We start from the raw sequence: 19,123 nt of genomic DNA on the forward strand, positions 1-19,123 counted from the left end.
AGTGCTGCGATTACTCCATCGCCTCCAGTTCATCAATAAAGCTTTCGATCATGGCAAGGCCCTTGGCCCAGAAGTTGGGGTCCGAAGCGTCCAGCCCGAACGGTGCCAGAAGCTCTTTGTGGTGTTTCGATCCACCGGCTTTCAGCATGTCGAAATACTTCTCTTGGAAGTCCGCGTCGCCTTCTTCGTAAACGGCATAAAGCGCGTTCACCAAGCCGTCGCCGAACGCATAAGCGTAGACATAGAAGGGCGAGTGGACGAAGTGGGGGATGTAGGACCAGAAGGTTTCGTATCCGGGCATGAAATCAAAGGCTTCGCCAAGGCTTTGGGCCTGAACCGACATCCACAGCGCGTTGATGTCATCGGGGGTCAGCTCGCCTTCGGCGCGGGCGTCGTGCAGTTTGCATTCAAAGTCATAGAACGCGATCTGGCGCACGACCGTGTTGATCATGTCTTCGACTTTGCCCGCCAGCATCACCTTCTTTTCCTCGGGCGTTTTGGCCTCGGACAGGAGCTTGCGGAAGGTCAGCATTTCGCCAAACACTGACGCAGTTTCAGCCAGCGTCAGCGGGGTCGAGGACAGCATCTCGCCTTGATCGGCGGCCAGCACTTGGTGGACGCCGTGGCCCAGTTCGTGCGCCAAGGTCATGACATCACGCGGTTTTCCCAGATAGTTCAGCATCACATAGGGGTGGACGTCGGTCACGGTGGGGTGGGCGAAAGCGCCGGGGGCCTTGCCGGGTTTCACGCCTGCGTCGATCCAGCCATCGGTGAAGAAGGGCTTGGCGATCTCGGCCATGCGTGGGTCGAAATCGGCGTAAGCGTCCATGACGATCTTCTCGGCCTCGGGCCAGTCGACCAGCTTGTCGTCTTCCATCGGAAGCGGCGCGTTGCGGTCCCAGACCTGCATCCGGTCCAGTCCCAGCCATTTGCGCTTCAGCTCGTAATAGCGGTGCGACAGGCGCGGGTACGCGTCGACCACAGCGTTGCGCAGGGCCTCGACCACTTCGGGTTCCACGTGGTTGGACAAGTGCCGCCCGGTCTGCGGGGTGGGCATGCTGCGCCACTGGTCCTCGATGGCCTTTTCTTTGGCCAAGGTGTTGTGAACGCGCGCGAAAATTTTGATGTTCTCGCCCAGTACACGGGCAATTTCTTCCGAGGCTGCCTGACGCGTGTCGCGGTCGTGCTCGGTCAGCAGGTTCGCGGTGGCTTCCAGCCCACGCTCTTCGCCGTTCACGGTGAACATCAGCCCAGCGACGGTTTCGTCAAACAGCGTGTTCCACGCCGATGCCCCGACCGAGGATTTGTCATGCAGGAACTGCTCCAGCTCATCCGACAGCTGATAGGGGCGCATGGCGCGCAGACGGTCGAATACGGGTTTGTAGCGGGCGAGATCGGCGTTAGCTGCGAACCAACCGTCCAGCACCGCGTCGTCGATCCGGTTCACTTCAAGCGAGAAGAAAACCAAGGGCGCGGTGAAAACGGTGATCTGCTCTTGGCAGTTTTGGAAGAACTGGGCGCGATCCGCGTCGGTGGTTTCTTGGTAATAGCGCAGGCCCGCGAAGGACATGATGCGCCCGCCAATCATCTCGATCTTTTCATAGGCCAGCACGCAATCCAGCATGCCTGACGCGTCCAGATCAGCCAGTTTCCCCTGATAAGTCTGGGCAAAATCGGCACAGGCGTTTTCCAGCCAGCCCAGATCGCGCTCAAGCTCTGGCGCGTCTTGGCTGGGATAGAGATCCGAAAGGTCCCATTCCGGCAGATTGCCAAACGGGTTATCACCCGTACCGGCAGTGGCGTCGCGCAGAACTTGGGGGGGCAGGGTGGAAAACATGGGACCTCCGAAAATGTGGTTTCCCAAGACATAGGCGGTGGGCAGCGTGGTTGCAATCGGGTGGTAAAAGGTTCTGAACGCGGGGGGCAGAGCGCGCGCATCGGGGGCGAGAAATAGCCGATTTTCCCCCCTGGGGGGTTTTGACCCGGCCCCATGGTCCCTTTATAGGAAGGGCAACTATCCTTAGGAGCGTGCGGCGTGATCAGATTCGTCCTTGGCATATTCGGTGCCGTGTTTACCGGTATCACCCTTGCGATCTTTATGGCCGCACTGGTCGTGGGAGGCGTTTTCTGGATGTATTCCAGGGACTTGCCTAGCCATGAGCAATTGGCGAACTATACGCCTGCGACGATCAGCCGGGTCTATTCTGGCGAGGGCCAGTTGATGGACGAGTTTGCGCAAGAACGCCGTCTGTTCACCCCCGCTGATGAAATCCCGGACCTTGTGAAGCACGCGTTCATCTCGGCTGAGGATAAAAACTTCTATAATCACGCAGGCTTTGACCCGCGCGGCATTGCCGCCGCTGCGATTGAAGCCGCACGAGGTGGGGCGCTGCGTGGGGCGTCGACCATTCCGCAGCAGGTGGTGAAGAACTTCCTTCTGTCGTCCGAGCGGTCGGCCGAACGGAAGATCAAGGAATTGATCCTGTCGATGCGGTTGGAAAACACCCTGTCTAAGGACGACATTCTGGCGCTGTATTTAAACGAGATTTTTCTTGGCCAGAACTCGTACGGTGTGACGGCTGCCGCGCAGACCTACTTCAATAAGACGCTGGACGAACTGAAACCACATGAGGCAGCCTATCTGGCGACCCTCCCGAAAAAGCCCGCGCGCCTACATCCCGTGCGCAACAAAGAGGCTGCGCTGGGGCGCCGTAACTATGTGCTGCGCGAGATGCAACAGAATGGCTATCTGGATCAGGCCGTTTACGAATCCGAAAAAGATTTGCCGCTGCGCTCGGTTCAGAATGGCGATTTCGAAGGCTTCCGGACCGCGCTTCCGGATCGCGACTATTTCACGGACGAGATCCGCCGCCAGCTGAGCCGCGATTTCGGGGAAGAAGAGTTTTTCACTGGTGGCTTGACCATCCGCGCAACTGAAAACCCCAAGCTCCAACAGGTGGCTGCCGCAAGCCTGCGTGAAGGACTTGAGAAGTATGACCGCAGTCGTGGTGTTTGGCGCCCCACTGGCGTCACGCTCCCAGAGGGTGCACTGGCGGACGAGGAAAGCTGGCGACAGGCACTGGCGGACACCAAATTCCCGCGTGATGTAGCTGGCTGGTATCCTGCCGTAGTGCTTGAGGTCGGCGGCAATGACGCGCGTATTGGTATCGAAGGTGTTGACGATGACGAGGACGGTCATTGGATCCCCGCCAAAGACGTGACGTGGGCGCGTCGCTTGAATGAGGATGGCAACCTGGGCCGAAAAGCGCGTGTGGCAGGCGACCTTCTGAAGGTCGGCGAAGTCGTGCATGTGCGCAAGATGACCTCGGATGATGATGGCAGCTTTATCCGCTGGACCCTGCGCCAGATCCCGGAAGTGCAGGGCGGCTTCATGGCGATGGACGTGAACACCGGCCGCGTGATCGCGATGCAGGGTGGGTTCAGCTATCAACACTCGGTCTATAACCGCGCCACGCAGGCGCAGCGCCAGCCGGGATCTAGCTTCAAACCCTTCGTCTATGCGGCGGCGCTGGACAGCGGGTTTTCGCCCGCGACCATCGTGATTGACGCGCCGATCGAGGTTGTCTCGGGCGGCGAGATTTGGCGCCCGAAGAATGCCTCGAACCAGTTCTACGGCCCGACGCCATTGCGCACCGGGATCGAACAATCGCGAAACCTGATGACTGTGCGTTTGGCGCAGGAAATCGGGATGGATACTGTTGCGGGCTATGCCGAGCGTTTTGGTGTCTATGAACGCATGAACCCGTTCTTGGCCAACTCGCTTGGATCTGAAGAAACGACTTTGTTCAAGATGGTTGCGGCTTACGCCATGTTCGCCAATGGCGGCGAGCGGGTCGAACCGACGCTGGTTGACCGCGTACAAGACCGTTGGGGGCGTACTGTCTATCGCCATGACCGTCGTGATTGCGTGGACTGCGCTGATCCAGTGCTGGCGGCAGGGGAAGAACCGACGATCGACAGCAACCGCGAACGTGTGATGGACGCCATTACGGCCTATCAGTTGACGTCAATGATGCGCGGCGTTGTCGCGCGCGGCACGGCCAGCCGCACCGTGAACCTGCCAGTTCCGACTGCAGGCAAGACCGGGACGACCAACGATGGGCGCGATGTTTGGTTTGTTGGCTTCACTTCGAACATCGTGGCGGGTTGCTATATCGGCTATGACCGCCCGCGCACCATGCCCGGCGCGTCTGGCGGCGGCATGTGCGGCCCGGTGTTCAATAGCTTCATGAAAGAAGCCATCAAAGAGCTGGGCGGAGGTGATTTCGCAGTGCCTCCTGGTGGCCATTTCATCAAGATCGACCGGTTCTCGGGTGCGCGTCTGCCGAATGATGCCAGCGGCGATCATGTGGTGGCCGAGTATTTCCGTGATGGGGAAGAGCCGCTGTTCGGTGTGATGTTCGATGGTGGCTTTGCCATGGGATCGAACCTGCCCTTGTTTGATCGCGGCGGGTCGGATGCGGCGAAGGTAAAGACATCGACCGGGAAAACCGTTGTGGTGCCGGGCAAGGCGGACTTCGGGTCGCTGTCGTCTGGTGGTCTCTACTGATCTCAGTGCATCAACTGGAAATAGAGTAAGATTTGCGAAGCCAAACCGGCGTCGGGTGAAATCTTCTGCAAAGAAACGCATTTTGCCCATTGTATTTCCATGTCCTCACCACTTATGTTCAGAAGGCGGTGGTGCGTTTTGTAAAGGCACCCCGCACAGAGTTTCGCTGTCATGGCGACGGATGCTGGCCCAAGGACGCCCGCAGACCACATCATGACAGGCTAAAAGCGCTTCGGGACGCAGCCGCAAGACGGACTGGCCGCCGAAGCCGGAAATTGATGACCCGGCAGCAGGTTCACAAAGACTTGCCCCGATGTCTGAGAACACGCCCGCAATTTGCGTTGCAAGTTGGGGGTAAATGAATGGGTTTCGCACGAACCGCCGGGGTAACCGGACAGGATAGGCGAGACCGGAGAAGAAACGCGATGATGCGTGCGAGGATCGAGCAAGGACAGGCACAGGGGCACACGCCCCTTCAGCTGTTGTCCCATCCCCCGCATCTGCTCGCCCTGACAAGTCACCCCATTCCCCAAGCGCGTCCTCCGGGACGAGCGCGGCGATCCGGGTGCAGAAAGACAACATGGCAAAGAAGATGCTTATCGACGCCACCCACGCCGAGGAAACTCGGGTTGTGGTGGTCGACGGAAACAAGGTCGAGGAATTTGACTTTGAATCTGAGAACAAACGCCAGCTCGCTGGCAACATTTATCTGGCAAAAGTAACACGGGTCGAGCCGTCGCTTCAGGCGGCGTTTGTTGACTACGGCGGAAACCGCCACGGGTTCCTGGCCTTCTCGGAAATCCACCCGGATTATTATCAGATCCCGGTTGCGGATCGTGAAGCGCTGCTGGAAGAAGAGCGCGCCTATGCGGAAGCTATGGCCGCCGAAGAGGACAAGCCCAAAACCCGCCGTCGCCGCCGTTCGCGGTCGCGTTCCAAAGCGGAAGAGACCAAGTCGGATGATGCGGTCGCCACCAAAGAGATCGATCAGTCCGCCAGCGGGATGGATGTGATTGATCTGGACGATGGCGGATCGGATGCCGAAGAAGGCCACTCGCCGATGGATCTGGTCACAGAGACGCCGGTAGAAGAGCCGTCGGACGAGACCGTTGTTTCGGCTGAAGACAGCGCGGAAGCTAAGGTAGACGCAGCCGCTTCGGAAACTCCGGCGGAAGACGTGCCTGCTCAAGAAGCCACTGAAGAAGCTGCTTCTGCCGAAGACGCCAGCGATGATGACAGCGACGACGACGAAGACGCGCCGCTGGAGGCATCCGAAAAGGATGACCAGATCGAGCGCGTCGCCGATGACGACTCGACTGAAGAAATTCGTCCGCGCCGCAAGCCACGCCCGAAGCGTTACAAGATCCAGGAAGTGATCAAGGTACGCCAGATCCTTCTGGTGCAGGTCGTAAAAGAAGAGCGCGGCAACAAGGGTGCTGCCCTGACGACCTATCTTTCGCTGGCCGGTCGCTACTGCGTGCTTATGCCCAACACCGCGCGCGGTGGCGGGATCAGCCGCAAGATCACCAATGCCGCCGACCGCAAGAAGTTGAAGGAAATCGCTGCCGAGATCGACGTGCCGAAGGGGGCAGGTCTGATCGTTCGGACCGCGGGTGCCAAGCGCACCAAGACCGAGATCAAGCGCGACTATGAATACCTTCAGCGCCTGTGGGAGCAGATCCGCGAACTGACTCTGGAATCCATCGCGCCCGCGAAGATTTACGAAGAAGGCAACCTGATCAAACGCACGATCCGCGACCTCTATTCGCGCGAGATCGATGAAGTGTTTGTGGAAGGCGAGGCCGGCTATCGCGTGGCCAAGGACTTCATGAAAATGATCATGCCGTCCCACGCTAAAAACGTGAAGCATTACCAAGACGCCATGCCGCTGTTCGCGCGTTATCAGGTGGAAAGCTATCTGTCGGGCATGTTTAACCCGACCGTTCAGCTGAAATCCGGTGGCTATATCGTGATCGGCGTGACCGAAGCGCTGGTTGCCATCGACGTGAACTCGGGCCGGGCCACCAAAGAAGGCTCGATCGAGGAAACCGCGCTAAAGACCAACCTTGAGGCCGCGGAAGAGGTGGCGCGTCAGCTGCGTCTGCGCGACCTTGCGGGCCTGATCGTGATCGATTTCATCGACATGGACGAGCGTCGCAACAACAATGCCGTTGAAAAGCGGATGAAGGACAAGCTGAAGACCGACCGCGCCCGCATTCAAGTGGGCCGCATTTCGGGCTTTGGTCTGATGGAGATGAGCCGTCAGCGTCTACGCCCCGGCATGATCGAAGCGACGACCCAGCCTTGTAACCATTGTCACGGCACCGGCCTGATCCGTTCGGATGACAACCTTGCCCTGAACATCCTGCGTCAGCTGGAAGAAGAGGGCGTGCGCCGTCGTTCGCGTGAGGTTCTGGTGAAGGCGCCGATCGGCATCGTGAACTTCCTGATGAACAACAAGCGCGAGCATATCGCGCAGATTGAAGCCCGCTATGGCATGTCGGTTCGGATCGAAGCTGATCCCTTCCTGATCTCGCCGGACTATACGATTGAGAAGTTTAAAACCGCTACGCGCGTTGTGCCGGAAGCGGCGCCAGTCGTGTCGGTGGATGCCTCGATCATGGCGGATATCGATGACGTTGAAGAGGCTGAAGTGATCTCGGAAGAGACCCCGGAAGTCGAAGGCGAGGATAAGCCCAAGAAGCGCCGTCGTCGTCGCCGTCGTCGTCGCGGTCGCGGTGGGGATGATCAGCAAGAGAACGGTCAGACCGAGAACGGAGAGGCCGAACAGGCCGCTTCGGAAGGTGATGCAGAGGCCGAAGGTGCTTCGGACGCTGAAGAGGCACCCAAGGACGCTGCTGAAGACGCGCCGGAAGAAAAGCCCAAGCGCAAGCGTGCAACCCGGTCGCGCAAGAAGAAGACCGACGAGGTTGCTGCAGACGTGGAAGCCACTGATGCCGTTGCTACTGAAGCCGTAGAAGCCGAGACGCCTGCAGAGGAAGAGAAGCCGAAGAAGCCTGTACGTAGGCGTCGGACCGCGAAGGCAAAGGCTGAGGAAGAGGCGAAAGCTGCCGAAGCTGAAAGCACCGAGGCGACTGATGAGGCCAAACCTGAAGCGTCGGACGAGCCGAAGGAAGAAAAGCCCAAGCGCAAACGGGCAAGCCGTGCGAAGAAGCCGAAGGCCGACGAGGCTCCGGCTGAAGTAACGGCCGAGGCTGAAGCCAAAGTGGAAGACGCGCCTGCTGAGGAAGAAAAGCCTAAGAAGCCAGCCCGCAAACGCGCGCCGCGCAAGAAGGCTGAACCCGCTGCGGAAGAGACTACAAGCGCACCTGCGGAAACACCTGCTGCGGATCCTGCGCCGGTCGAAGTTGCCGTTGCCGAAGCGCCCGTTGCCGCGCCGGACCCAGCTCCGGTGGCCGAGGTCGCATCAGACGAGCCGCCCAAGCCCAAGCGCAAAGGGTGGTGGTCGCTGAACCGCTGATCGGAACCAAAGAACAGAGAAAGCCGGGCCAATCGCCCGGCTTTTTTCGTTCACCCGTGTTTGATAAAGTAATACGTCACGCCATCCGGGCCGGAAGTTTCATCCTGCCCCACAAGCTCGTGCCCTTGTTCCGCACAGAAATGCGGGACGTCGATCACCGCAGCAGGGTCTGTGGCTTGCAGCCGCAAGATCTGCCCCTTCTCAAGCGACTTCAAGCGCTTGCGGGCTTTCAAAACGGGCAGGGGGCACAACAGCCCGATGGCATCCAGATCGTCATCATAGGTCATGACTTTCCATAAACTCTGCGCAAATCCCTGTCCATCCGTTGCGAGATCGCAATTTGTCGCGCAGATGTGACAAAGCGGCAGGTGACGCCGCGCCAAACCCGCGCTATGTGAAGCTTATGTTTGGAATTGAACTGATCGACGCAAGCCTAGTGCCTGCCCTGACCATCGCGTTTTTCGCGGGCATCCTGAGCTTCCTCAGCCCTTGCGTGCTGCCCATCGTGCCACCGTATCTGGCCTATATGTCCGGTATCAGCATGTCCGAAATGAACGAAGGTGCTTCGGGCCGGGGAAAGGTGTTTCTGACGGCGCTGTTTTTTGTATTGGGGCTGTCGACAGTATTTCTGTTCCTTGGCTTTGCAGCATCGGCTTTTGGCGCGGTGTTCTTGGCCAATCAAACGCTTTTTGCGGGCATTGCGGGCGTGGTCGTCATGATCTTCGGGGCGCATTTTCTGGGCGTGATCTCGATCCCGTTTCTGAACCGCGAGGCGCGTCTGGATGCAGGCGATCAAGGGGGCAGCGCCTTTGGGGCCTATCTGCTGGGGCTGGCCTTTGCGTTTGGCTGGACACCCTGCATTGGCCCGCAGCTGGGGGCCATTCTGGCGCTGGCTGCCAGCGAAGGCTCGGTTGCACGTGGCACAGTGCTTTTGGCTGTTTACGCCATTGGCCTTGGCATCCCGTTCCTGCTGTTTGCTGCATTCTTTACACGCCTTGGTGGCCTGATGGCCTTCATGAAGCGCAACATGGAGCGCATCGAGCGGATCATGGGGCTGCTGCTCTGGACCATCGGGCTGTTGATGCTGACGGGTGGCTTCTCGCGCTTCTCTTATTGGCTGCTCGAGATGTTCCCGGCCATGGCGACGTTGGGCTAACACGGCCCACGTTTTCTGCACCCCGGGGGTTATGTCCTTAACCATTCCGGTTTAACCTGCCAGAAAGTACAGGCCGGGCAGATGAGTAACCACGTCGACACATCGAAAATCGTGCGCCGCCGCCGGGTGTTTTACATTCCGGGTTACGACCCCATTCATCCCCGTCGCTATCGCGAACTCTATCGCAAGGAAGGAGCCGCGCAGGCCGAAATCTCGGACTATGAGATTGATCTGATTGGTCGACAGGGGGCTGCCACCTATGGCTGGCAGGTGCTGGGCCGGATGGACGGTCACGAGGTCGAGGCCGAGTTTGACGTGCTGGTCTGGTCTGACATCGTGCGCGACAGCATGGAGCTGAATATCGCGCAGACCTATCTGATGATGGCGCGGACCGCGTGGACCTATATCAGCACAGGAGCACTTAGGCGCCTGATGTGGTTGCGTAAAGGGCCGGTGATAGCAGCGCTCTATCCGGTTGTGGCGCTGATCTTGCAACTGGTTTTGGCAGTCATTGTCGGCTGGATCCTTGGCGGGCTGACCGAATGGGCCGTGGGTGGGCTGTCACCGCTTCTGGGACGTGTTCTGGGTTGGCTGGTGATGCTGGCCGGTATCACGGCACTGCTGATCTGGTTTCGTAAAATCGACAACAAGCTGTTCATCTACTACCTGATGCATGACTACAGCTATTCTGCGTCAACAAGGGGCGCGAACCCGCCCGAGCTTGAGGCGCGGATGGCCCAGTTTGGGGATCAGATCGCCGAAGCGTTGGCCTCGGATGTAGACGAGGTACTCGTGATTGGCCATTCCTCAGGCGCACATCTGGGGGTATCGATCCTGTCGGACCTTCTTGCACAGGGTAGGGTGCCATCTGGGGGGCCTCAGCTGAATTTCCTGACCCTTGGCCAAGTTGTCCCGATGGTCAGTTTCCTGCCCAAAGCGGGACGTCTGAGGCACGACCTGAACCGGCTGTGCCAACAAGATCAGATCGCTTGGGTGGATGTTACCGCACCGGGGGATGGCTGCGCTTTTGCGCTGTGTGATCCTGTTACGGTCTCGGGTGTTGCGCCGGATCGGGGCAAGCGTTGGCCCTTGGTGTTCTCTGCCGCCTTCACGCAGACCCTATCGCCCGAACGGTGGTCCCAATTGCGCTGGCGTTTTTTCCGGCTGCACTTTCAGTATCTCTGCGCGTTTGATCGTCCGCGGGACTACGACTATTTCCAGATCACCGCCGGTCCGAAAACCCTGCGGGATCGTTACCGGGATCGCGCTCCGTCGAAAAGCCGCATTGACGTCCCCGCCTCGAAATACAGATCAATGGTGCCATGACGGATCCTCTGCCCCCAAAACCACCTTCGCGCCCCGGCCGGGTGTCGCTGTGGCGCTATGCGAAACTGTTTCGCAAGGATATCCTGTCGGCCCAACCGGCGCGGCTATATCACGCGTGGATGGCGGAGTTTCGAACCCCGTTTTTTCGCAGTTATATGTGCAATGACCCCGACCTAATCGACCTAGTTCTGAAGAAACGCCCGGATGACTTTCCGAAGTCCGACCGGATCAGGGAAGGGCTGGCACCGCTACTGGGCAATTCGGTCTTTGTCACCAATGGGGATGTTTGGAAACGTCAGCGCCGCATCATTGACCCGGCCTTTGAAGGAGGGCGCCTGCGCGAGGTGTTCCCGGCGATGTGGGACGCCGCAAACGCCGCTGTGGTGCGGGTTGAGGTCCATGCGAACGGCGCGCCGGTCGAGATCGAAAGCCACACCAGCCACGCGGCTGCGGATGTAATTTTTCGCACGTTGTTTTCGATCCCCATTGAACACGAAGTTGCAGGCCGTGTGTTCGACGAATTCAGGAACCACCAACGCACGCAGCCCGTGTTGAACCTTGGAGCGTTTCTGCCCCTGCCGAAATGGTTTCCGCGGTTTCATAAGCGCGACACCAAACGCACGGCCAAAGTCATACGTGGGCTGATCCAGAAGCTGACGCAGGATCGGATGCATGCCATTCAGGCGGGCACTGCGCCCGAAGATCTGGCCACCAAGATCATGACGACGCAGGACCCGGAAACCGGCGCATGTTTTGACACGGACGAGATGGTTGATCAGGTCGCCATCTTCTTTTTGGCGGGGCACGAGACCAGTGCCTCGGCCCTTGCATGGGCGCTGTATCTACTGGCACTTTACCCCGAGTGGCAGGATCGGGTGGCGAAAGAGGCGCAAGATCAGATCGACCCCGAGAAAGTCTATTTCTCGGCCATGTCAAAACTGACCCTGTCGCGGGATGTGTTTCGCGAAACGATGCGCCTGTATCCTCCGGTCCCAATGATGGTGCGCGAGGCGACATGCCCCGAGCGTTTCCGCGATCGGGATGTTCCCAAAGGCAGTCAGATCGTCCTCAGCCCCTGGCATCTGCACCGGCATGAACGCCTGTGGGACCGCCCTGACAGCTTCGATCCCGAACGGTTCCAAACCCCCAATGGCAAAGAATGTCTGCGCAATGCCTATATGCCGTTTTCTGCGGGTCAAAGGGTGTGTCCGGGGGCTGGGTTTGCGATGATCGAAGGGCCATTGATCCTGTCGATGCTGGTACGTTCCTATCGGTTTGAGGTGGTGAATGACCGGCCAGCCATGCCTGTCGCACACCTGACTGTACGTGGAAAAAATGGGATCTGGTTGTCCATTACGCCGCGTTAAGTGTTGGATTATGTTTAGGCAAAACAATGTGATATTCGCTACATTGCATGTCTGGTGACAGACGCCGATCTTTTCCCCGTTTACCGGCACGTCAACTAGGCCAATATGTACCCCATCAAGGCAAACACATTGGGGAATGTTATGATGCCGACTGCTGCCAAAGCGACATCACAGTGGGGGGTCACGTATAGAATGGTTATTCCGGCATGGCGTATCCTAGGCGTCCGCGTTGACGAAGTTGAAAGCGAAGACACCGTTTCGCGAGAAGAGATCGAGGGCATCTTTAAAGACGTGCTGCGCCACGATCACGATGCAGAAGGTCTGACCCCAGAAGAGCTTCGCGAGAAGATCCGTACCGAGCGCATTCGCGCCGCCCTTAAGGATTGATGATGCGCAGGTCAGATACCTGCGTGATCTCTCGTGTATTCCAACACATACACCCGAATAGCCGAGGCTAGTCCACGATCCACGCCACGTGCGTTGTCTATCTCGGCGGCCAGCGCGTTCAGGGGCAGCCCCCGCGCTTTCGCAATATCCTGAAAAGCTTTCCAGAACTCTGGTTCCAGTGATACCGACGTCCTGTGGCCATGAAGGGTGAGGGAATGTTTCTCAGGTCGGCTCATGTGTCACGATCCTGCTTGTGGCCATCAAACAGACGCGTGATGCGCGCTGTTTCAGCCTTATCCGCGTCTTTCTGGACCTTGCTTTGGCCAAATTTCACCGCGTTTTGGTCTGCGCGGGCCTTTTTTTCGGCCCGCGCTTTGTCTTTTCGAAACCGGTTCAGGTTGACCGGCTTTTCCATCAGGCTTTCGGGCCGATCATCTGCTCGGGGCGGACAACCTCGTCAAAGGTCTTTTCGTCCACGAAACCAAGGGCGATTGCCTCTTCCTTCAAGGTGGTGCCGTTCTTGTGCGCGGTTTTGGCCACGGTGGTCGCGTTGTCGTAACCGATGGTGGGGGCCAGAGCCGTCACCAGCATCAGGCTTTCCTTCATCAGCTTGTCGATGCGCGGCTCGTTTGCCTGAATGCCGTTCAGCATCCGTTCAGTGAAGCTGTCGGTCGCGTCGCCCAGAAGCTGGATCGACTGCAGCAGGTTATAGCTCATCATCGGGTTGTAGACGTTAAGCTCAAAGTGGCCCTGCGAGCCTGCGAAGGTCATCGCGGCGTTGTTGCCCATGACGTGGGCGGCAACCTGTGTCAGCGCCTCGGCCTGCGTCGGGTTTACTTTACCCGGCATGATCGACGAACCGGGTTCGTTTTCGGGCAGGATCAATTCGCCGAGGCCCGAACGCGGGCCGGAACCCAGCAGACGGATGTCGTTGGCGATTTTGTAGCAAGAGCCCGCAACGGTAGCCAAAGCGCCCGACATGAAGACCATCGCGTCGTGGGCCGACAGCGCCTCGAACTTGTTGGGGGCGGTCACAAAGGGCAGGCCGGTGATGCGCGCCATGTTGGCAGCCACTTCTTCGCCCCAGCCCACTTTGGTGTTCAGGCCGGTGCCGACGGCAGTGCCGCCTTGTGCCAGTTCGTAGATGCCAGGCAGGGCCAGTTTCACACGTTCGATGCCCTGACGGATCATGTGGGCGTAACCGGAGAATTCCTGACCCAGTGTCAGAGGGGTCGCATCCTGCGTATGGGTGCGGCCAATCTTGATGATGTCTTTGAATTCTTCTTCTTTGGCCTCGAGGCCCTTCAGAAGCTTTTCAAGACCGGGCAGCAGCACGTCACGCACCGACATGGCGGTTGCAATGTGCATGGCGGTCGGGAAGGTGTCGTTCGACGACTGACCCATGTTGCAGTGATCGTTGGGGTGGACCGGATCTTTCGAGCCGATCACACCGCCCATGATCTCGATCGCGCGGTTGGCGATGACTTCGTTCGAGTTCATGTTTGACTGGGTGCCCGAGCCGGTCTGCCAGACAACCAGCGGGAAGTTGTCGTCAAACTTGCCGGCCACCACTTCGGAGGCTGCCTGAATGACCGCATCCGCGATGTCAGCGTTCATCGCGCCAGAGGCTTTGTTCGCTTCAGCACAAGCCTGTTTGATCACGCCAAGTGCGCGGACAATGGCCACGGGCTGCTTTTCCCAACCGATGGGGAAGTTCATGATCGAACGCTGCGTCTGAGCGCCCCAATACTTGTCGGAAGGAACCTCAAGCGGGCCAAAGCTGTCGGATTCGGTGCGGGTCTGGGTCATGTCTTTGCGCCTTTGTCAAAAATACCGCGTTCTTCATAGCGGAATGGGCGCAAAGTTCAATCCTGTATACCGTGGGATACCGCTAACGATGGCGCTATAGCGCGTGTTTTGAGGGGTCTGTGGTCTTGATCGCGGAATGCTTCGCGCAATCGGGACTATTTGCGGAAACTGTCCAAGCTGACGATCTCGGCGTCGTGATGCTCTTCTTCCACGTCCTCGGCAAAGCCAGCTTCGGCATCGTCGTGTTCGGGATCAGACACAGGCTGTTCTTCTTCCGCGAGATCCTCGTCCCCGGCCAAATGCAGGTCAGGGTGATGCTCGTCCTGAAGCTCGAAACGTAGACCAAATTCGACCGACGGGTCCACGAAAGTCCGAATCGCATCGTAAGGCACATAGAGTGTTTCCGGTACGTCCCCGAAATTCAGCGTGACCGAGAACCCATCGGGGCGCACATCCAGATTTTCGAACCAATGTTGCAAAACGATGGTCATGTCGTCGGGAAAGCGGTCATGCATCCAGTCTGCAATCTCGACATCCTCGTGATGGGTGTCGAAATTGATGAAGAAATGGTGTTGCCCCGGCAATCCATCGCGGGCCACATCGTCCAGAACTTTGCGGATCAGACTGCGCATGGCGTCATGCATCAGATTACCATAGTCGATCTGGTCGGACATGTCTGACATCGGGCGGGACCTCCTGCGATTTAGGTCAGAATAGGGGCAGCGAACGGGGAAGGGAAGACAGGAAGTGATCAGGCGAATACAAGACTGCTGACAAAGCCAGCCAGCGCCATGCAGATCAGGGTGAGCGGCAGTGACAGCCGGGTCAGTAGAAGTGCTGAAAGCGCGCAGAGACCGACGGCGATCAAGTCAACAGACGCAAGAACCGGACGGGCTCCGGGCAGGCCATCCCAGATGGGGCGTGTTTGATTGAAGAATACGGTCATGGCGAACCACAGCATCAGATTAGCGATGACGCCGACGATGGCCGCGGTGATCGCGCGCAAGGCGGCGTCCAGCCGGGGTTGGCTGGTGAGCCACTCCACATGAGGGGCTGCAGTGAAGATCCACAAGAAACAGGGTACGAAAGTGGCCCAGAGCGTCATCAACCCAGCCGCGAAGGCAAGTCCTGCGCCTGCCAGATTGTAGCCCGCCATGAAGCCCACGAACTGGGTGACGAGGATCAGGGGGCCGGGGGTGGTCTCGGCCAATCCCAGCCCATCCACCATCTGTCCTGCGCTGATCCAGCCCTCGGCCTCGACCGCGGCTTGCGCCATGTAGGCCAGCACCGCATAGGCGCCACCAAAGCTGACCACAGCGAGTTTTGAGAAGAACAGCCCCACATCCACAAGGAAATCCGCCCCCAGCAGAAAGGCCAAAGCGATAGGGGCAGCCCAAAGTGCGCCCCAGAGCGCGATGGTTGAAAAGGTTGCGGTTGATCGCGCTGCAGGCGGAGCTGTGGCTGTGGTTTCAGATGTCGCGCGCAGCGCGCCGAACAAAGCTGCAACGACAATAACCAGAGGGAAGGGTAATCCGAATAGGTATAGGGCCACGAAGGCCATCAGCGCGATGATCCAATGCAGTGGGCGCTTCAGGGTCTTTCGCCCCAACCGCCACAGTGCTTGCAGCACCACGACGACCACAGTGGCTTTGATACCCAGAAACAAAGCTTCGATGGCGGGGACATTTCCCCAGTTCGCATAGGCCAAGACCAGTGCGAACATCACAGCCGCGCCGGGCAGGACGAACAACAGTCCAGCGATCAGACCGCCCAATGTGCCGCGCAGACGCCAGCCTGCATAGGTGCACAGCTGCATTGCCTCGGGGCCGGGCAATAGCATGCAGAAGGACAAGGCGCGCAAGAACTGATCTTCGCTTAGCCACGTACGGTCTTCGACCAATTCCTTGTGCATCACCGCGATCTGCGCGGCTGGTCCGCCAAAGGACATCAGGCCAATGTGAGTGAAAGCGCGGGTCAGCTCTGCTAAATTGGGAGGTGTCATTTTGTCCCCCTGTTGTCGGGCCAGTCGTGGGTTTCGTCCGCGCCATCGCGCGCCCAGCGATAGAGCGCATCATAGAGGGGCATTGCCGCGTCCAACTGTTCAGTATCGTTCTTGTACTGACGCGACAGCCCGACCGAAAGCGCCAGCAGGCCAGCGGCCTCGGGCACGTCGGCCAATTTGTTGGTGTCGGCCGCCCGCACAACATTTGCCAGACGGGACAGGGCCGGGGTGGCCAGCGCAAACTCCTCGATCATCGTGTCGAAACTGCATTTTGGACCGCGATGGGACCAGAAGGTGTCCTCGATGTCGAAGGGCGTTGCATCATAGCGTGCCGCCACATCAAGCACCTGCGCAGGCGGCACAAACAGGAGCCGCGCGTCCGGGTCGACAAAGCGACGGATCAGCCACGGGCAGGCGATACGGTCGATCTTAGGCCGGTGGCGAGTGACCCAAAGCGTCGCCCCGTTCTGTTGGGCCGGGATTGAGGCCGCAGGGACTCGCGGAAGTTTGGCATCACGCCATGCATAGTTTCCGCCAGCCAAAACCTCGGCCCGCACCCCCGCGTCTCGCAGTATCGCGGCCGCGCCGTGGCTCAACTTCCCGCCTTTCTGGCAGATCGTGACCACGGGGCGGTCACACAAGGAAGGCAGCAAGGTGCGAATATCCGTGTGTGGGTGGCGCACCGCGCTGGGGACTAGAAACGGGTCGGCGTCAAAGTCTTCGTCGATCGAGACATCAATTAAAACTGGCGCGTCGGGCGTGCCGATCAAGCGCATCAGCTGAGCAGGTGAAATTTCTGAAAATGCAGGCATGGCTGGGCATCCTTCAAACAAGTTTGGTGATGGATGCGAACCTTGAGCCTTGGCCTCACGGGGTGGTCACGCGAACCCCATAGGAAGTTTGTGCCAGACCCAAGGGGCAGGGGTCAAGGTCTTGAAGCGCTGATGAATGGAAGTGCAGGTTTCTGTTGCCAGGTACCTGCGAACCCCGCCAAACGCTGCTAAGCGTAAGGACTTAAGTTTCGGCAACCCGAACTGCTTACGCAGCCAGAGCCATAGCCGGAGCTTTGTTGTCGTTTGCAACTAGCTTAAATGAACCGATAACGGTGGTATCTCACCGAAACAAAGCTAACCCCTTTAGACGTCCGTCGATCCTGTTTCGCCCCCAAGGTCCCCAAACGAAGGATATTGGTGGAGGCGCCGGGTACCGCCCCCGGGTCCGATCCGCTTATTACGAGCGCGTTTATGTCCATAGTCCCGAAGGACATTGCTTATATAGGTTGTGATGCGGTAATTGAAAAGGGCAGTAAGGCAAAAGCTATTTTATAGGCGTGATTTGATTTCAGTTGGTTTTTCTCTTTTTATCTCAGGACTTGCCGAGATATTCCTAAACTTCAAGAAGACACTAATAATATGTGTTCCGTGGATTCTCTTACTGGGAGGCCTGACTTGGTATGTCTCCGAGAATCCGGGGCCGGTAGGCATTGCGCTTTGGATTGCCAATTGGTTGGTGCTTCCGGGCGTTGCCGTTCCCTGGCATCGACACATGCTGTTGGAAAGCATTGATCCGGGGCGCGAGAACGCGGGCATCGAGGTCTTCTTCAGTTACCTGATCAAATGGTTTGTCATGTCCCTGATACTAGGGCTTCTTGGCTTGTTGTTAGTCTTCATGTTTGGCAGTTCGGCCGCGATTTTGATGGGTGTTCCTACCGGGATTGGCGATGCCATGTCTCAGGTCCAGGCGGCACCGTTCTCGGAAGAAAACCGGTCAATAACCGTTGCGCTGACTGCTGCTTTCGGGTTGGCAATCTTCGTGGTGGTCTATCTAGCACATCGCTTGGGATACATATTGCCCCATGTTTCTGTCAGCGAAGAGCCTTCCGGGTATTTTGATGCTTTTATGAAGACCGCCCCCCTAAGTTGGCCGCTCGTGGTTGTCGCATTTCTGGTAACGATCGCGATTGTAGTATCGATAGGAATTGCCAGCTTCCCCTATCTGCTTTTGGGCGCCGCTGGCTTTCCCGACATGTTTGGGCCGATCCCAACGGCCTTGGTCCTTGCGACATATCAAGCGCTGATTCTTGTGCTTCAAACGTTGGTCGGAGCATCTATTCAGACCGAGATTTATCGCATCGCTGATGGAATTGCCGAAGAAGAGCGCGCACTGCACGTGGGTATGCGCATTAGCTGACGCTTTGATGACGTTGAATACTATTCGGTTTTCGGCGTCATTGCGCGAGAGCGGCCCATATCTACGGTGTAGCTGGCAAGCTCGTTAAGTATTTGGTCCGCGATGCCACCATTCTGGCGCTCGATTGCATCCGCCAAACGTGTGTGCAGGTCCACAATGCGCTCTCGGTCCCTCTGCGTATAGGTGATCATGTTCATCAAGGGCTGCATCGCCTCGACCGCGCCCGCCAGCTGGTAGGACAGTACCGGGTTGCCGGCTCCGTCCACCAGAGCGCGGTGAAAGGCCACGTCCGAGGCGCAAAATGCCTCGTCTGTCAGACCGGGCTGTGATTGGCGGTGGATTTCGGCCCGCATGGTGGCCAGTTGGTCGGCTGTCCGGCGTTGTGCCGACAACGGCGCGCAAGAGCGTTCCAAAGCATAGCGCGCCTCGCACGCTGTCTCAAAATCAACGCTGTTCATGGACAGAAGCAGGGTCGAGGTCGTGATCTGTTGATCATAGGCCTCTTCAAACGACATCCGATTGACGAAGGCCCCGCCCGACGCACCGCGCTGGGTGCGGATCAAGTTTTGTGCGGCCAGCCTTTTCAGCGCTTCGCGTACGGTGGACCGACCCACATCGAATTTCTCGCACAGCTCAGCCTCAGACGGCAGGCGTTGATCTACGATCAGGCTGCCTTCGACAATGGCGTCTCGAATGGCCTCGGCGATCTGGGTCGAGAGGTCTTCGTTTTCGTTCAGGTCCGTTTTCATGCCGTGTCCTGCTGCCCATTTTGCAATTGTCTGACATTTTAATTGCCGTGGGATTAATTGTCAGACATTATCATCCCGACTCGCAA

General features: G+C 58.3%; 16 protein-coding genes and 1 other RNA gene. 7 read left to right on the forward strand and 10 right to left on the reverse strand.

The genetic code is table 11. The features are described 5' to 3' along the window. Positions 1 to 10: 10 nt before the first annotated feature. Positions 11 to 1,837, reverse strand: coding sequence for a M3 family oligoendopeptidase (locus tag ACP15F_RS04825; RefSeq protein WP_424939694.1), 1,827 nt, complete (start codon positions 1,835 to 1,837; stop codon positions 11 to 13). Between the two features lie 198 nt (positions 1,838 to 2,035). Here ACP15F_RS04825 and ACP15F_RS04830 point away from each other — a divergent pair, with 198 nt between their 5' ends. Beyond that, positions 2,036 to 4,570, forward strand: a complete 2,535-nt coding sequence (locus ACP15F_RS04830; protein ID WP_424939695.1) for a penicillin-binding protein 1A — start codon at positions 2,036 to 2,038, stop codon at positions 4,568 to 4,570. A gap of 580 nt (positions 4,571 to 5,150) precedes the next feature. Further along, a complete protein-coding gene (locus ACP15F_RS04835; RefSeq protein ID WP_424939696.1) occupies positions 5,151 to 8,051 on the forward strand; it encodes an Rne/Rng family ribonuclease in 2,901 nt (966 codons plus the stop codon). A gap of 50 nt (positions 8,052 to 8,101) precedes the next feature. On the opposite strand, the gene ACP15F_RS04840 is transcribed toward ACP15F_RS04835, so the two are convergent. Then, complete coding sequence (locus ACP15F_RS04840) at positions 8,102 to 8,338, reverse strand: sulfurtransferase TusA family protein (RefSeq protein WP_424939697.1); 237 nt, start codon at positions 8,336 to 8,338, stop codon at positions 8,102 to 8,104. 116 nt (positions 8,339 to 8,454) lie between these two features. On the opposite strand from ACP15F_RS04840, the gene ACP15F_RS04845 reads away from it, so the two are divergent. The 4 genes from ACP15F_RS04845 to ACP15F_RS04860 all read left to right on the forward strand — a co-directional run bounded on the left by ACP15F_RS04845 (position 8,455) and on the right by ACP15F_RS04860 (position 12,287). Further along, the gene (locus tag ACP15F_RS04845) at positions 8,455 to 9,207 is read left to right on the forward strand and encodes a cytochrome c biogenesis CcdA family protein (protein WP_424939698.1); all 753 of its coding nucleotides are present in this window, start codon (positions 8,455 to 8,457) and stop codon (positions 9,205 to 9,207) included. Between the two features lie 81 nt (positions 9,208 to 9,288). After that, a complete protein-coding gene (locus tag ACP15F_RS04850) occupies positions 9,289 to 10,533 on the forward strand; it encodes a hypothetical protein (RefSeq protein ID WP_424939699.1) in 1,245 nt (414 codons plus the stop codon). After that, entirely contained in the window at positions 10,530 to 11,900 is a 1,371-nt protein-coding gene (locus ACP15F_RS04855; protein ID WP_424939700.1) for a cytochrome P450, read from the forward strand. The genes ACP15F_RS04850 and ACP15F_RS04855 overlap by 4 nt, the downstream gene beginning before the upstream one ends. A 192-nt stretch (positions 11,901 to 12,092) precedes the next feature. Next, on the forward strand, positions 12,093 to 12,287 hold the full coding sequence (locus ACP15F_RS04860) for a hypothetical protein (protein WP_424939701.1): 195 nt from the start codon (positions 12,093 to 12,095) through the stop codon (positions 12,285 to 12,287). Between the two features lie 11 nt (positions 12,288 to 12,298). Here the strand turns inward: ACP15F_RS04860 and ACP15F_RS04865 are convergent, their stop codons facing one another. From ACP15F_RS04865 to ssrA, 7 genes are all read right to left on the reverse strand, one after another. Then, positions 12,299 to 12,523, reverse strand: a complete 225-nt coding sequence (locus tag ACP15F_RS04865; RefSeq protein ID WP_424939702.1) for a ribbon-helix-helix domain-containing protein — start codon at positions 12,521 to 12,523, stop codon at positions 12,299 to 12,301. Then, complete coding sequence (locus ACP15F_RS04870) at positions 12,520 to 12,702, reverse strand: DUF4169 family protein (protein ID WP_424939703.1); 183 nt, start codon at positions 12,700 to 12,702, stop codon at positions 12,520 to 12,522. Before ACP15F_RS04870 ends, ACP15F_RS04865 begins: the two co-directional genes overlap by 4 nt. Beyond that, complete coding sequence (fumC, locus tag ACP15F_RS04875) at positions 12,702 to 14,096, reverse strand: class II fumarate hydratase (protein ID WP_424939704.1); 1,395 nt, start codon at positions 14,094 to 14,096, stop codon at positions 12,702 to 12,704. The genes ACP15F_RS04870 and fumC overlap by 1 nt, the downstream gene beginning before the upstream one ends. Positions 14,097 to 14,251: 155 nt before the next feature. Beyond that, a complete protein-coding gene (locus ACP15F_RS04880) occupies positions 14,252 to 14,770 on the reverse strand; it encodes an SspB family protein (protein WP_424940943.1) in 519 nt (172 codons plus the stop codon). Positions 14,771 to 14,847: 77 nt separating this feature from the next. Further along, on the reverse strand, positions 14,848 to 16,098 hold the full coding sequence (gene chrA / locus ACP15F_RS04885; protein ID WP_424939705.1) for a chromate efflux transporter: 1,251 nt from the start codon (positions 16,096 to 16,098) through the stop codon (positions 14,848 to 14,850). Next, entirely contained in the window at positions 16,095 to 16,910 is an 816-nt protein-coding gene (locus ACP15F_RS04890) for a chromate resistance protein ChrB domain-containing protein (protein ID WP_424939706.1), read from the reverse strand. The genes chrA and ACP15F_RS04890 overlap by 4 nt, the downstream gene beginning before the upstream one ends. Positions 16,911 to 17,051: 141 nt before the next feature. Next, positions 17,052 to 17,402: a transfer-messenger RNA gene (gene ssrA, locus ACP15F_RS04895) on the reverse strand. Here ssrA and ACP15F_RS04900 point away from each other — a divergent pair. Then, positions 17,392 to 18,288, forward strand: a complete 897-nt coding sequence (locus tag ACP15F_RS04900) for a hypothetical protein (RefSeq protein ID WP_424939707.1) — start codon at positions 17,392 to 17,394, stop codon at positions 18,286 to 18,288. The genes ssrA and ACP15F_RS04900 overlap by 11 nt on opposite strands. Positions 18,289 to 18,308: 20 nt before the next feature. Here ACP15F_RS04900 and ACP15F_RS04905 read toward each other — a convergent pair whose 3' ends face one another. After that, positions 18,309 to 19,037: a FadR/GntR family transcriptional regulator gene (locus ACP15F_RS04905; RefSeq protein ID WP_424939708.1), complete on the reverse strand. Its 729-nt coding sequence runs from the start codon at positions 19,035 to 19,037 to the stop codon at positions 18,309 to 18,311. Positions 19,038 to 19,123 lie beyond the last annotated feature (86 nt).

The sequence above is a fragment of the Aliiroseovarius sp. S253 genome, from assembly GCF_049800855.1.
Lineage (GTDB): Bacteria > Pseudomonadota > Alphaproteobacteria > Rhodobacterales > Rhodobacteraceae > Aliiroseovarius.